This is a genomic window from Mucilaginibacter sp. P4_A11 (assembly GCF_056402535.1).
This window is the reverse complement of the sequence record NZ_JBFUHE010000019.1, coordinates 45,243-59,256: the sequence shown is the minus strand read 5'-3', so window position 1 is coordinate 59,256 and position 14,014 is coordinate 45,243. Positions and strand designations below refer to the sequence as shown.

The 14,014-nt window shown below is 43.8% G+C and carries 12 protein-coding genes; 4 read left to right on the top strand and 8 right to left on the bottom strand.

What is annotated here, in order from left to right; translation table 11 throughout:
* Window positions 1–161: 161 nt before the first annotated feature.
* From AC1DUD_RS26955 to AC1DUD_RS26940, 4 genes are all read right to left on the bottom strand, one after another.
* Window positions 162–1,337: a DUF4062 domain-containing protein gene (locus tag AC1DUD_RS26955; protein ID WP_477380302.1), complete on the bottom strand. Its 1,176-nt coding sequence runs from the start codon at window positions 1,335–1,337 to the stop codon at window positions 162–164.
* Between the two features lie 65 nt (window positions 1,338–1,402).
* The gene (locus AC1DUD_RS26950; RefSeq protein WP_477380300.1) at window positions 1,403–2,032 is read right to left on the bottom strand and encodes a hypothetical protein; all 630 of its coding nucleotides are present in this window, start codon (window positions 2,030–2,032) and stop codon (window positions 1,403–1,405) included.
* A 181-nt stretch (window positions 2,033–2,213) separates the two neighbouring features.
* Window positions 2,214–3,056 carry an isoaspartyl peptidase/L-asparaginase gene (locus AC1DUD_RS26945; protein ID WP_477380298.1) on the bottom strand — a complete coding sequence of 281 codons (843 nt, stop codon included), beginning with the start codon at window positions 3,054–3,056 and terminating at the stop codon, window positions 2,214–2,216.
* Window positions 3,057–3,128: 72 nt separating this feature from the next.
* Complete coding sequence (locus tag AC1DUD_RS26940; protein ID WP_477380296.1) at window positions 3,129–4,049, bottom strand: cyanophycinase; 921 nt, start codon at window positions 4,047–4,049, stop codon at window positions 3,129–3,131.
* 171 nt (window positions 4,050–4,220) lie between these two features.
* On the opposite strand from AC1DUD_RS26940, the gene cphA reads away from it, so the two are divergent.
* Window positions 4,221–6,848, top strand: coding sequence for a cyanophycin synthetase (gene cphA, locus AC1DUD_RS26935; protein WP_477380294.1), 2,628 nt, complete (start codon window positions 4,221–4,223; stop codon window positions 6,846–6,848).
* Window positions 6,849–6,920: 72 nt separating this feature from the next.
* Here the strand turns inward: cphA and AC1DUD_RS26930 are convergent, their stop codons facing one another.
* Together AC1DUD_RS26930 and AC1DUD_RS26925 are read right to left on the bottom strand one after the other, a co-directional pair.
* Window positions 6,921–7,571: a DNA-3-methyladenine glycosylase family protein gene (locus AC1DUD_RS26930; RefSeq protein WP_477380292.1), complete on the bottom strand. Its 651-nt coding sequence runs from the start codon at window positions 7,569–7,571 to the stop codon at window positions 6,921–6,923.
* A gap of 330 nt (window positions 7,572–7,901) precedes the next feature.
* The gene (locus AC1DUD_RS26925; protein ID WP_477380290.1) at window positions 7,902–9,020 is read right to left on the bottom strand and encodes a DUF4407 domain-containing protein; all 1,119 of its coding nucleotides are present in this window, start codon (window positions 9,018–9,020) and stop codon (window positions 7,902–7,904) included.
* A 116-nt stretch (window positions 9,021–9,136) separates the two neighbouring features.
* Here AC1DUD_RS26925 and AC1DUD_RS26920 point away from each other — a divergent pair, with 116 nt between their 5' ends.
* From AC1DUD_RS26920 to AC1DUD_RS26910, 3 genes are all read left to right on the top strand, one after another.
* Window positions 9,137–9,451: a rhodanese-like domain-containing protein gene (locus AC1DUD_RS26920; RefSeq protein ID WP_330862460.1), complete on the top strand. Its 315-nt coding sequence runs from the start codon at window positions 9,137–9,139 to the stop codon at window positions 9,449–9,451.
* Between the two features lies 1 nt (window position 9,452).
* The gene (locus tag AC1DUD_RS26915) at window positions 9,453–9,656 is read left to right on the top strand and encodes a DUF6358 family protein (protein ID WP_477380288.1); all 204 of its coding nucleotides are present in this window, start codon (window positions 9,453–9,455) and stop codon (window positions 9,654–9,656) included.
* A 289-nt stretch (window positions 9,657–9,945) separates the two neighbouring features.
* A complete protein-coding gene (locus tag AC1DUD_RS26910) occupies window positions 9,946–10,854 on the top strand; it encodes a prohibitin family protein (protein ID WP_477380285.1) in 909 nt (302 codons plus the stop codon).
* Between the two features lie 52 nt (window positions 10,855–10,906).
* On the opposite strand, the gene AC1DUD_RS26905 is transcribed toward AC1DUD_RS26910, so the two are convergent.
* Window positions 10,907–11,464 (bottom strand): hypothetical protein, encoded by a 558-nt coding sequence (locus tag AC1DUD_RS26905; protein ID WP_477380283.1) that lies wholly within the window; start codon window positions 11,462–11,464, stop codon window positions 10,907–10,909.
* A 263-nt stretch (window positions 11,465–11,727) separates the two neighbouring features.
* Complete coding sequence (locus tag AC1DUD_RS26900) at window positions 11,728–14,010, bottom strand: GH92 family glycosyl hydrolase (protein ID WP_477380281.1); 2,283 nt, start codon at window positions 14,008–14,010, stop codon at window positions 11,728–11,730.
* Window positions 14,011–14,014: the final 4 nt, after the last annotated feature.

The window sequence follows — 14,014 nt, the reverse complement described above, 5'->3', positions numbered from 1 at the left end:
ATTATTAATTTGCTAATGTAAAATAAAAAAGAGACAGTCAAAATGCTGTCTCTTAATTACTAATAACAATAATACGATTATGTTTTACTAATAGTATGCAGGCAGCACCATTTTACGCTTTTGTTACAAAAAAATTATTTGTTGCTTGTTATTATGACCGCTTAATTCTTAGTGTGTTCAAATTTATTGCCAAGCCTTCTCATCTCAGTTGTGATTAGATTTTTGTCATCATCGTTTATTGACATAGTGATGGCAACCTCTAAATTAATGCCGGTGAGTCCTTGCTTAGCCTTTTCTAAAGCCTCTGAGATCCCAATTAATATCTTATCTGGATATCCCCAAATTTCTAATGAAGAATCAATAGTAAGCCTCGCAAAAGTATTTCTTAGTAAAAGAAAATCTTCAGGCATAAACGTTGATTTCGTATCAATAGACCATGATATCATTTCCTTAAATAATCTTGCCAGCGAATTGGCAACGTAATACAAACCTTTTAAATCAGAAGGATGTCCGGGTTCACCATAATAAACAGGAAATGCCTTTCTCATCAAATTCTCCCCGGATTCAATGAAATGATAAAAAGATTCTAATCTTTGCCCTAACCAATCTAACAGTGCCTCAGTACTTTGAACTTGTTCATTACAAGCCATTAAAATGTGGTAATCTAAATCTAATTTTAAACTTTCATATTTAAGTAATTCATCTTTCAATACCTGAGCAAAGAAAGTCAACTCAAACATTTCGCCTTTATTTAGACATATACTTATTGCCTTAGATGACAAATTTTTCCAGTAGTCTGGCTGTTGGGAGGTTCGAAATTTTCGTCTTAGATCTAAGGAGTCTTTAAATAAATGAGCTAGCTGAATTTTTAAAACTGGAATAATATCTTGAGCTCTTTCAAATTCGAAGCACCAATTTCTGTTGCTATTTCTTAACTCCTCAACAAATTCAAAGACCTTGACAGAATCGACAGTCCCTGAGAAATCGGCTTGTTGATTTCTTTTCCAAATCGGAAGGATTGTTACAATTGATTTTTGAATAAAAATGTAAGTAGGAATGCCTTTTTGTTTGGCATAAAGATATTCAGAGTTTGTAATTGATTTTCCAGTGTCTGTAATATAGCCATATCGATTGCCAATTATTAAAATAAGTAAATCAGCATCATTTACATTCTGTATACAATTATCAATTGTATCAATATCGGGGCTTACTGAAAAGTTTTGATATTCAGATAAAACAGGCTGATAACCGAGTCCTGAAAGAAAATCAAATAAATCTGCTCTAATTTGCGTTAAGTCGTAACAAGTAGAACTAACAAAGACTTTTAATTGGCTCATTTCTATAATTGCAATATTTAATAAATATCAGCAGAAGAAATGAATATAATTTAGTCAATAAATTTTTATTTATTAACCGGTTTAGCGGTAGTACCGGCATCTGCAGTTTCGGCAAAGCGGGTTTCGGAGCGCGGTATTTTAAATTTATTGTCCTGTAAATAGCGCGTTTTTTTCTCAACAATGGCCAGGTCATAAGTTAAACCACGGGAAACAGCCAGCTGACGAGCTTCGGCAAGGTCCTGTTTAGCCTGGGTATAATCACCATAATCAGCTTTTACGGCGGCAAGGTCAAGCAGATTGGCTATGGTGTGCCTGTCGTCATTTTGCTGACGCGATATTGTAATGCTTTGCAGCAGGAACCATTTGGCTTCGGCCAGGCGGTTTTGCTTCATGTACATCTGGGCCAAATCGCTAAAGTTATAGCTGGCCGCGTTGTACACATGGAAACGCATATTATGCTGTGCGGTTCTCATAACCGATTCCTCAATCATGGCCAGCATATAAGGTGTACGCTCAAGCGTGATTGGCTGGATCTTTACTTTAGCTATGGTTGGAGCAGGCAGCCTTTTGATGGAGTTGTTGCGCGCATAAGCCATTTGCGGAGACCGGATACGCTTATTGAATGGTTTGTAATACCATTGCGCCGATGCGTTGAACCCAACAGAGCATAAAATAATAAGTAGGAAATATCTCATTTAATCTTTTTTCCTGGGTTTAAACCGTGTAATTTTAAATTAATCAGCTTAACAAATGTAACTATTTGTTAACGGGAAAACAATATTTGTAAAAGGCAGCAAACACATAAACGCTTAAATGCGACTGTTATTTTACAAATGCCGAATTTATACCTTTCTACGGAAAAAATAAATTTAGGTTTTAGTTAAAAACTTCGATATCGCCGTCATGTAGTGCCCATACCATATAAGGATGGGTATCCGAGTGATAGATCTGCCCGTCGGTAGTAATGCCTATAACACCCGCGAAGCCATCATAAGGCTTCATTTCATCAAGGGTTTTCTCGGTAGCAGCCATGAGGGTCATGCCATCGGTTACGCGTGTAACAATTTTAACAGCTACCGATCCGCTTACAATATCTTCGCCTACACCGGTACATGAAACGCCGGCAAACTCATTAGCATAATTACCCGCGGTAGTGGCCGAATCGCTAACACGTCCGGGAATTTCAAAACCCTTGCCCCCGGTACTGGTAGCGGCAGCCAGGTTTCCATGCACATCAAGCGCTACGCAGCCTACGGTGCCAAGCCTGATGGAATCGCTTAGTTTTTGTTCATATTCATGACGGCGCTGGGGGATTTCGGGGTTGTAGTATTTGTGGCCGTTTTCTATAGCAAAATCACACGCTCCTTTGCCGCTCAAAACACGATCATCATAGGCTTGCAGTTTTTCAGCTACGCAGATAGGGTTTTTAACATCCTCAATGTTGATAACGCCCGAAAAACGCTGGGTTTTGCCATCCATCAAAGAGGCACTGAGGCGGATCTTGCCATCGCTTTGGATCTGTGATCCCGTTCCGGCATTAAAAAGTTCGCAATCTTCAAGCAGCCTTACGGTATAAACAGCCGTTTCGGCAGCAGTATGGTGTTGCAGATGTTTGTATCCTAACTGCACTATGCCGTTCAGAGCTTCCTGTTTGGCCAGTTTTACTTCCTGGTTGGTATGCGATTCGCTAAAAAAACCGCCGTGAATAATTATTTTCATAATTATAAATTAAGTAGATGTACCTGCATAAATAAGGCCAGGGTGTTTATAAAGAACTTTATGCAGTTCAAATTATTGTAAAAGCTTGCTGCCCGGTGCATTTATAAAAACACCTTCTTCAACCTTCATGCTCTTTTTTATTAATAAACGATGCTGTACCAGGTCGTACTTATCATATATCGACATGACATGCACCTTCAGATTTTCGATAGATACCGGCGAGCCAAGCTCCACATCATAAATATTGGTTGATACAATATTGCGGCCATCAACCAAAATAATGAGACCAGAGCCGATAGCTTCCATCATATAACCTTCGGTGATCAGCAAGCCTGTATCCTCACCTAAACCTATCCCCAAAATACCGGGATTGGTTGCTACGGCGTACATTAACCGGCCTATGCGGCCGCGCTGTACAAAATGTGTATCCACAATAACCGAATCGATAAAGCCAAGCCCGGCGGTTATTTGCACTTCGCCTTTAACAAGGGCTTCGTTGCTTTGCCCACGGTAGATCATGTGTGTTGAAGCTGCCGCAGCACCTGCCGAAGTTCCGGCTATTACAAAGTTTTCTTTTTGATAGCGTTGTTTCAGGATCTGCAAAAATTCGGTGCCACCAAAAATGGCTGTCAGCCTGAGCTGGTCGCCGCCGCTGAACATCACTACATCGGCCTTGCGGATCCTGTCGAGATATTCTTTATTGCCGGCGTCTTCGCGGCTTTTGATGTGCAGTACGTTAACATTGGTAACGTTAAGCTGGCCAAAAGCTTTAATGTATTCCGCCCCAACAAGCTCCGGAATTTGTGAGGCAGTGGTGATCACCTCAATTAATGAGCCTTCATGCCTGGCCGACTCGTTAATAATGCGCCTTAATATGCCTTGTTCAAAAAATTTGATATAATCTGGTTGCAAAATGTGCTCCTGAAGAGTAACATTACTCCCCATATCAACCGCGCCACCTATAATTATTAGTTTACCTTTCGGGACAATCATGATTATTTCACAATATCTTAATACAACTATATACAAATTACGACAAAAACCTGCACAAACACAGGAACTAATAATAAAAAATGGCTTTTTACCATCAAAAATTTTATTCCCGTGTTATGTTTTATAGTTTTAAGGAGAATTTAGACTGATAAAAAATAGCATTCTACATACATGAAGATAGAGAATATTCAGGTACTACGCGGACCCAACATTTGGAGCATCAGGCGCAAAAAACTAATACAAATGCGGCTTGATCTGCAAGAGATGGAGCACCGCCCTACTAACGAAATAGATGGCTTTTATGAGCGCCTTGAAAAGCTGCTGCCATCGTTATACAGCCACCGCTGCTCGCCGGGTGTACCCGGAGGCTTTTTTCAGCGGGTGGTTGCAGGCACCTGGATGGGGCATGTTATTGAACACATTGCTTTAGAGATCCAAACCCTTGCCGGCATGGATACCGGTTTCGGCCGTACCCGCGAAACCAAAACCAGGGGTGTATACAACGTAGTATTCGCTTACCTGGAAGAAAAAGTTGGCGTTTTTGCCGCCGAATCGTCCGTACGTATTGCTGAAGCCCTTATTAAAGGCGAAGATTATAACCTGGATGCTGATATCCAGCAGATGCGCGAGATCAGGGAAAATACCCGTTTAGGGCCAAGTACCGGGTCAATAGTAGAGGAAGCTATTGCACGGGATATCCCATGGATCAGGCTCAACAATCAATCGTTAGTGCAACTGGGCTACGGCAAAAACCAGGTACGTTTCCGCGCTACCATGACCGAGAAAACCAGCAGCATAGCCGTTGATATTGCCAGCAACAAGGAAGAAACCAAACGACTGCTACAGGAGCAGGCCATTCCGGTTGCTAAAGGCGTAACCATATCATCTGTTGCCGGTGTGGATGAAGCCATCCGTAAAGTGGGCTTTCCTATGGTGTTTAAGCCACTCGATGGTAACCACGGCAGAGGAATCTCCATCAATATCAAAACCGAAGAAGAGGCTGTTGCAGCCTACGAGCACGCCGCCAAAATTTCGCGCCGGGTAATCGTGGAGCGCTATGTTACCGGTTTTGATTTCAGGGTGCTGGTGATCGACAATAAAATGGTTGCCGCCGCCCTCCGTAAACCGGCCAATGTTACCGGCGATGGCAGACTAAATATCCAGGAACTCATCGACCTTGAAAATACTGACCCACGCCGTGGCTATGGTCACGAAAATGTGTTGACAGAAATCTCTGTCGACCGTGACACCCTCGACCTGCTGGAAAAGAAGGGCTACACGCTGGAAACCGTGCCCGAAAAAGATGAGGTGGTTTATGTAAAATCGACCGCTAACCTGAGCACCGGCGGTACCTCTGTTGATGTTACCGACCATGTACACCCACAAAATATTTTTATTTGCGAGCGTATCTCCAAAATCATTGGCCTTGACATTTGCGGCATTGATATTATGGCGCAAAACCTTACCGAACCGCTTACTGATACTGGTGGTGTAATACTGGAAGTTAACGCTGCACCGGGCTTCAGGATGCACATTGCACCGAGCGAAGGCTTGCCGCGTAACGTGGCCGGGCATGTGATCGATATGCTTTACCCAACTGGTAAATCGGCCCGCATCCCGATCATCGCTGTTACGGGCACCAACGGTAAAACCACTACCACCCGCTTGATAGCCCACATTGTTAAAAACAACGGACATAGAGTAGGTTTTACTACTTCGGATGGCATCTACGTACAAAACAACATGATGCTGAAGGGCGATACCACAGGCCCGGTAAGCTCGGAATTTATATTGAAGGACCCAACAGTTGATTTCGCGGTGCTGGAAACTGCCCGCGGCGGCATCCTGCGTTCGGGCCTGGGTTTTGGCTTTTGCGATATAGGTGTGGTTACCAATATCCAGGAAGACCACCTTGGCTTGTCGGATATCCACACGCTCGAAGATCTTTCGCGTGTTAAAAGCGTGGTGCTTAACTCGGTTAAAAAGGATGGCTGGGGCGTTTTAAATGCTGATAATGAGTACTGTGTACGTATCGGCAAAAAGGCCGAATGTAACATCGCCTATTTCAGCCGGAACGAAAATAACCCCATTATTAAATCGCATTGCAAAAAAGGGGGCATTGCCGCTATTTGCGAAAACGGGTTCATCACCATTTTAAAAGGCGACTGGAAGATCCGCGTGCAGCGTACTATCCTGATCCCGCTTACTTTTGGCGGCACCGTGCCATTCATGATAGAGAACGTACTGGCAGCCACGCTGGCTACGTTTTTATGGGGATTTAAAACGGAAGATATCAAGATCTCGCTCGAAACCTTCATTCCATCGGCATCACAAACGCCGGGCCGCATGAATATTTTTGAGTTCAAAGATTTCCGTTTCATGATAGATTTTGCCCACAACCCAGATGGCTACACCGGCATCAAAGAGTTTTTAAGGCATATCGATTCGCCGCTTAAAATTGGCATCATAGCCGGTACAGGCGATAGGCGCGACGACGACATCCGCGAACTGGGTAAACTATCGGCCGAAATGTTTGATTACATCATCCTGCGTCAGGAGAAACACCTGCGTGGCCGCACCGCCGAAAATATTATCGGTTTGCTGAAGGAAGGAATTGAATCGGTTGACCCTAACAAACAGGTTGAGGTAGTACCTAAAGAAGTGGACGCTATTAAACATGCCATGAGCCTTGCCCAGCCCGGAACATTTATAACCGCACTGAGTGATGTGATTGACAACGCCATCGAAACTGTACAGGATTACCAGGAGCAGGAGAGGAACGGTTTGTTTAATGCCTAATAGCCCTTTAAAGGGGGTACTTTTGAAAAGCGCGCACAAACGCATTGGTAAAACCAATGCGTTTGTTGCTTATTAAACTTTCTTTTTAACTCCCCCTTTAGGGGGCCGGGGGGCTAAATAATAATGCCACAATATCATAGCCGCGACCGTACGGTAAGGCTTCCATTGTTCGGTTATCAATAGTAGCTCTTCTTTTGCGATATCTTTTGGCAGATTTTTTACCCGCTTAAGTGCATTCACCGCGGCCAGATCCCCGATGGGGAAAACATCAGTGTGCTGTAGTACAAACATCAGGTAAACATCAACCGTCCAGTTGCCGATGCCTTTAAGGGCGGTTAATTTGGTGCGGATAAAATCGTCGGGCATTTGCTCCATAGCTTCAAGATCGATTTGCCCGCTGATGATGGCTTCTGCAAGGTATTTGATATAAGCTGTTTTTTGGCGGCTGCAATAACAGGCCTTAAATTCTTCGTCGGTAAGGAGCAGCACGCGGGCTGGGGTAATTTCCTGCACGCGCTCCCTCAGCTTATTTAAAGCAGATAACGCTGAAGCCAGTGATACCTGCTGTTCCAGTATAATATGCACCAGGGTTTCAAAAGTATTGGGCCTTGACCATAGCGGCGGGTAGCCATGATTTTGAACAATCTGTGCTAAATCCGAGTCACCGGCTGCGAGTTGATCACAAATGGAATGATAGTTTGAATGGGAAAATTGCTCAAACATAGGTTAATAATATGCTTGCAAGATGCGTGATTAGGATGAAACCGCAAAAGATTTATGTCTGCAATAAGTATAATATCCTCGCGGCCCTTGCATGGCTGAAGAGGCACCTACGGAGCCAATATTTCTGTTCTTTTTGGCTATAAACACGATACTCCTACGGAGTGTGAAATATCTCGTCCTAAAAAAGTTTACAGGTGTTGAGATAACCTTGCTATGGATTTACAGTATAAAACTACAAAACTCCGTAGGAGTATCATGTTTATAGAAATTTATTAAAACAGAAATATTGGCTCCGTAGGCGCCCCCTTTTCAATGGGCAAAACACAATCCTTACTCATAACTGTGCCGCTCAAAATCATAATCAGATTGTGAGGTGATAATCTTCTTTCGCCGTTCGATATCAGTGCCTACATTGTGGTCGTAAATATTATCGGTAACCGCTATGTCGCGTTCCTTGTCACGCTCGGCAAGGTGAATATTGGCTTCAGCGGTTTTGGCGATGGCCGTATCGTAAGGCCCCTTAGGCGACATCAGCTTTACAAACACCGGCAAACATTCAAACAAAATGAACAGGTAGCCAATAAAAGAGATTGCGAGATAGGTATCCAGGTCGCGTTTTCCATTTTCAGTGTACGTTAGCTGCCCCAATGCCCAGTTACGATCGGAGAAACCTGCAATATTGGAGAGGCTGTCTAACTGATGCTCCGTAAACAGGCGTGTGCTGTTTAACCCTTCATAATCCTTTCGGGCGCCCAGGTACTGGTCCATCTGCCCTAAATTATCAGTGACGGTTTTAAGGCGGGCCTCTTTTTCTTCCAGTACAGATTGCTTCTGCTTGGCATAAGTGCCGTACCCTGTGATGCCCGATGTTTGATTGGTTTTATCCCCAAAAACTTCCTGGTTAAGCTGGTAGCGTGATCGGTTAATGTCCCGTTCCAATGAATCCTTTTCCTTTTTCAGATCAGTGTTTTTACCCAGCTCCATGGCATATTTCTGAATATAGGTTTTTTCGAGAGTATCGATCTTGCTGCGCTGGCCTTTAAGGTAAGCAGTTTTTAACTTCTGGCGGATTTCTTTATCGAAGATCTTTAGCTCAAGCGGACGCGATATTACGATGCCTATCATAATGGCCAGCAAAATACGCGGCGATGCCTGCAGAATTTGCTGATTGGTTGTACCTTCTTTATTGATACTGGATACAATGTAACGGTCCATGTTGAAAATGGCCGTTCCCCATAGTAAGCCAAAAAGTATAGCAAAACCTACAGCAAATGCATCGCCATTAAAAACAAAGTACATGGCATAGCCGCCGGATAAAGCCGCGAACAAGGCGGTGAAAAATATAGTTGCCCCAATACCAACATACTTATTATGTTCAATAGGGTACTTTTTTAGGGTATCGATATGTGCTCCTGAACAGAACCAGAAAAAGCGTGTAACTTTTTTCATTAAGTAATTATTGTGTAAACATATATGAAACGCTCATACACTTTGATTGTTACAAATAACAAGCCTAAATATTTGATTAAGAAAAAAACTACCTTTGAATTATAATTACATTAAATATGAACGAGATAACCGTACAGGAACTAAAAGAAAAAATTGACAAAGGCGAAGACTTTCAACTGATTGACGTTAGGGAAGATTTTGAATACGAAACTTCAAACCTTGGCGGAGTACTTATACCGCTTGGCGGCGTGCTGATTGAAGCAGAGAAGATAAGCAAAGACAAACCGGTAGTGGTAATGTGCCGCAGCGGTAAACGCAGTGCAGCTGCCATTATGCAACTGGAACAGCGTGGCTTTACCAACCTTTCGAACCTAAGGGGCGGGATCCTTGCATGGCAAGCCGAAATTGACCCTGAATTAAACGTATACTAAAATGGGCTTTAAATTAGTGCTCAATGTGCTTTACACCATGGGTATTGCCTTGTGCTTTATTGTAGCTTATAAAATGGCTGTGACTGTACCCCACAATTACCCGGTAATGGCCGGCGCCATGATTGTTGGTGTAATTGTGATCTTTATGAAGCTGAGGCTTTTGAAAGAAGTTAAGGATACCAAAGATGCGCAGCAAAAGAAATAATTGAGCAATAATTTTTTCGAATTAGAGCGAATTACACGAATTTATTCTCCTCTGCAGCATTCCGCATAACAGACTTACGAAGTTTTGAAAACTTCGTAAGTCTTCTTTAATAATCTTCCCTGGCGCAAGTTTTGTGTTGGGGGAAATGAGCCCGGATAACTTGTGCCCTTTCGCAAGTCCCTCCTCCCGCAGGTCGCCTAATCCCAGGCAATTCTACAGCCCTAATCCTCCCCAAAAACATTGTTTTATAACAAGCTTGCAGCATGCAAAAAAAGCTTAACTTCATTGCATGTTTATAGCAATATTAGGAGTTATTGTACTCATTGTGGGTATAGTGCTCAAACGTTCACCCGAACCGGCCGGCCGCTTTAATGGCGTGGTAACCACAGTAGGTATAGCCATGGTGGTACTTGGCTTATTACTCAATATATTTAAAGTTATTGAGCCGGGTAAAGTAGGGGTTCAAACCCTTTTTGGTAAGGTACAAGACCAGGTGCTTGAAAGCGGTTTACATATTATAAACCCGGTTGTAGAGATCACTACCTTTGATATTCAAACGCAAACTTACACTATGAGCGCGGTAACCAGCGAAGGGCAAAAGGAAGGTGACGATGCGATCCGCGTACTTTCATCAGATGGGCTGGAGGTTACTATCGACCTATCGGTGCTCTATAAAGTAAAACCCGACAAAGCGCCTTATATTATGCAGAACATCGGTGAAAACTATGTAGATAAGATTGTTCGCCCTGTTTCGCGCACGGCAATTCGCGATAATGCAGTGGCCTATGCTGCAGTTGATCTATACTCAACCAAGCGGCAGGAATTTCAGGAGAAAATAAACCGTTATATCACCGCCAGCTTTGAAAAACGCGGACTGGAGCTTCAACAGATCCTGGTGCGGAACATTACGCTGCCCGCGTCGGTACGCGCCAGTATCGAATCGAAGATCAATGCTGAACAGGATGCCCAGAAAATGGAGTTCGTACTGCAAAAGGAACGCCAGGAAGCCGAGCGTAAACGCGTAGAAGCACAGGGTATCGCCGATTATCAGCGCATCCTTTCTACCGGACTATCAGATAAACAATTGCAATACGAAGCCATAAAAGCTCAAAAGGAAATAGCGCTTTCGCCAAATGCCAAGGTGATCATTATTGGTGGAGGGAAAGGGGGAAACCCAATCATGATAAATGATAAATAGTTTATAATAAATTGACCTCGTTACAGGCAGACATGAAGCCATGAAAAAGGGCTTAGTCTGCCTTATAGGCTTTCAATACTTTTCTCTCCCTGCCTTCCCCCGGCCAAAGGGTGACCTTATAATGGTCGGTGCCTTCATCTTCATCGGGGTTCACATTTTTCACCGCGTATGAGTAAATGCGCACGCGATACCTTGCCGGGGTAACAATGGTTTTCAGGATAATTTTGGTATCCGGAAAATTCAGAACCTCCATAATGCCTGAGCTTAGTTTTACACTGCCTTCTACAACATGGTCGTATTTGCTGAAGTCTTTTTCGGTGTCGGCCGTATTCAGCACGTTAAGCTCGGCCCGCACGTGGCCATAACTGGCTATTTTTATGCCAATGATATCTTCGGTAGTACCTAAGCGGGCATTTTGGGCATCGCTGTTCCAAAAGGTAGTATCGCCGGTGGTGCCGGTAAATGCCGAATCGCACAGGTAAAATTGGTTATGGGTAGTAAAAAAATCGAGATTGTATTTGCCGGAGGGGCGCATGGAAAAAGCAAAGAGCACAGGCAGTACTAAAAGACATACGAGTAAAGCGGAGTGGTGTGTTGTTTGCCTTTTCATTGATAAAGCAAGTTACAAAAAAGATAAAATAAAGCTTTTCGGATAGTATAATTCTCTTTAAACAAAAAACGCATCACATATTTCTCCCATCATACATATTTGACCTGCATAGCGGGAGACGCATGTGATGCGTCTCTACAAAAAAAGGGCGGGAATGTACGATTTCCCTCTTGAGAGGTGTGTGTCTGCTTTAACAATCGCTTGTAAAACACCCCCCAGCTATCGCTCATTCCCGCCGCGCCCCCTCTTGAGAGGGGAATCTTTTATTTTTCTTTCTCGTTACTCATTGAATAAGGAACATCAGCCGCATTTGTGCCGCGGTCTTTATTCGGGGCCGCCTGCATATCAAAATCAAGCACTGCGCCATTTAATAAACCTTTATGACTTAACCAGTTGTTGCTGTATGGCTTGCCATCAACAGTAAGTGTATTTACATACCTGTTATCATCGCTGTTTTTTGGTGCGTTGATGGTGATGGTTTTACCGTTCTCTAAATTAACCGTTACTTTTTTAAACAGTGGCGCACCTAAAACATACTGATCGCTGGCCGGGGTAACCGGGTAAAAGCCCATAGCAGAGAAGATGTACCAGGCCGATGTTTGGCCATTATCTTCGTCGCCGCAATAGCCGTCAGGCGTTGCCCTGTAAAGCCTGTTCATCGCTTCACGAACCCAGTATTGGGTTTTCCATGGCTGACCAGCGTGGTTGTATAAGTAGATCATGTGCTGGATAGGCTGGTTCCCGTGAGCATACTGCCCCATACCGGCTATCTGCATTTCGCGGATCTCGTGGATCACACCACCATAGTAGCTGTCATCAAATACCGGCGGCATTTCAAATACCGAATCCAGTTTGGCTGCAAATTGTTCTTTACCGCCAATCAGATTGATCAGTCCTTGTATGTCGTGGAAAACGCTCCAGCTGTAGTGCCAGCTGTTACCTTCGGTAAAGGCATCGCCCCATTTAAAGGGGTTGAATGGGGTTTCAAACTTGCCATCCTTGTTTTTGCCGCGCATTAATTTAGTTTGCGGATCGAACAGGTTACGGTAGTTCTGGCTGCGCTTTTTGTAAATCTCTATTTCCTTTTTTGGCTTACCCAATGCTTTGCCTAACTGATAAATGGCAAAATCGTCATAAGCATATTCCAGTGTACGGGCAGCGTTTTCGTTTATTTTAACGTCATAGGGTACATAGCCCAGCGTGTTGTAATACTGAACCCCTCTGCGGCCGGTGGCATTTGGACCTTCATTATTGGCGCCGTGTTTCAGGGCCTGGTATAAGGTCTCAATATCGTAGCCGCGCAAACCTTTCAGGTAAGCTTCAGATACTATAGATGCCGAGTTATTCCCGATCATACAATCAGCATAGCCGGGGCTCGACCACTCGGGCAACCAGCCGCCTTCTTTATAATCATTGATCAGGCCTTCCTGCATTTCTTTGGCTATTGATGGATAAACAAGGTTCAGAAAAGGATAAAGCGCCCTGAAGGTATCCCAGAAACCAGTACCGGCAAACAGGTAACCCGGTGCAACTTTGCCGTTGAAAGGGCTATAATGTACATTTTGCCCGCTGGCATCAACCTCATACATTTTGTTAGGGAAGAAAAGCATACGGTAAAGGCTGCTGTAAAAAGTACGGGTTTGGTCGATAGTTCCGCCTTCAACATCCAAACGGCTCAGGGTTTTATTCCAGGTATCTTTTGCTTTTTGGCAGGTTGCAGCAAAGCCATCATTACCCAACTCACGTTTCAGATTAAGCTCAGCCTGCTCGATGCTGATAAATGAAGAAGCTACTTTAAGATGAACTTTTTCACCTTTGGCGGTTTTCAGCGTTATTACAGCACCTGCATGGTCGCCGGTATATTCCAACTGCCCATCATCTTTTTTCCAATCATGCCATGCTGAAGCCAGCGCGAATGGTTTATCTACATAAATAACAAAATAGTTTTTGAAGTTTGCAGGTACTGCGCCGCTGTTTTTGGTGCTGTAACCAATGATCTTTTGCTCACCGGGAATGATCTTTACATATGAACCTTTGTCAAAGGCGTCGATCACAATGTGCGAGTTATCGCTTTTGGGGAAAGTAAACTGAAAGCTGGCAGCACGTTCGGTTGGCGTAATTTCAGTAGTTACGTCATAATCGGCCAGGTAAACGCTGTAATAGTATGGCTTAGATACTTCCGCCTTATGCGAGAACCAGCTGGCGCGATCTTTTTCGTCCAGTTTTAACGCACCGGTTTCAGGAAAAACCGAGAACATCCCATAATCATTCATCCATGGCGATGGCTGGTGGGTTTGTTTAAAACCGAGGATCTTATCGGCGTCATAGGTATACTGCCATCCATCACCCATTTTACCGGTTTGCGGTGTCCAGAAGTTCATACCCCATGGCAGGGCTACTGCCGGGTAGGTGTTACCATTGGAGAGCGATGGCTTTGATTGCGTGCCCATGAGCGGATTGATCAGATCGACAGGTGACGACACCTTTTCTTGTGCCGAAAGTGCTGCCGGTAAAAAGGCAAACGCCAGGAGGAGTAATTTTTTCATTTAT

Coding starts and splice junctions, on each gene's coding strand:
- AC1DUD_RS26940 (WP_477380296.1), bottom strand. CDS start 4,049: ATGATTGTCCCGAAAGGTAAACTAATAATTATAGGTGGCGCGGTTGAT.
- cphA (WP_477380294.1), top strand. CDS start 4,221: ATGAAGATAGAGAATATTCAGGTACTACGCGGACCCAACATTTGGAGC.
- AC1DUD_RS26925 (WP_477380290.1), bottom strand. CDS start 9,020: ATGAAAAAAGTTACACGCTTTTTCTGGTTCTGTTCAGGAGCACATATC.
- AC1DUD_RS26945 (WP_477380298.1), bottom strand. CDS start 3,056: ATGAAAATAATTATTCACGGCGGTTTTTTTAGCGAATCGCATACCAAC.
- AC1DUD_RS26920 (WP_330862460.1), top strand. CDS start 9,137: ATGAACGAGATAACCGTACAGGAACTAAAAGAAAAAATTGACAAAGGC.
- AC1DUD_RS26955 (WP_477380302.1), bottom strand. CDS start 1,337: ATGAGCCAATTAAAAGTCTTTGTTAGTTCTACTTGTTACGACTTAACG.
- AC1DUD_RS26905 (WP_477380283.1), bottom strand. CDS start 11,464: ATGAAAAGGCAAACAACACACCACTCCGCTTTACTCGTATGTCTTTTA.
- AC1DUD_RS26900 (WP_477380281.1), bottom strand. CDS start 14,010: ATGAAAAAATTACTCCTCCTGGCGTTTGCCTTTTTACCGGCAGCACTT.
- AC1DUD_RS26915 (WP_477380288.1), top strand. CDS start 9,453: ATGGGCTTTAAATTAGTGCTCAATGTGCTTTACACCATGGGTATTGCC.
- AC1DUD_RS26910 (WP_477380285.1), top strand. CDS start 9,946: ATGTTTATAGCAATATTAGGAGTTATTGTACTCATTGTGGGTATAGTG.
- AC1DUD_RS26950 (WP_477380300.1), bottom strand. CDS start 2,032: ATGAGATATTTCCTACTTATTATTTTATGCTCTGTTGGGTTCAACGCA.
- AC1DUD_RS26930 (WP_477380292.1), bottom strand. CDS start 7,571: ATGTTTGAGCAATTTTCCCATTCAAACTATCATTCCATTTGTGATCAA.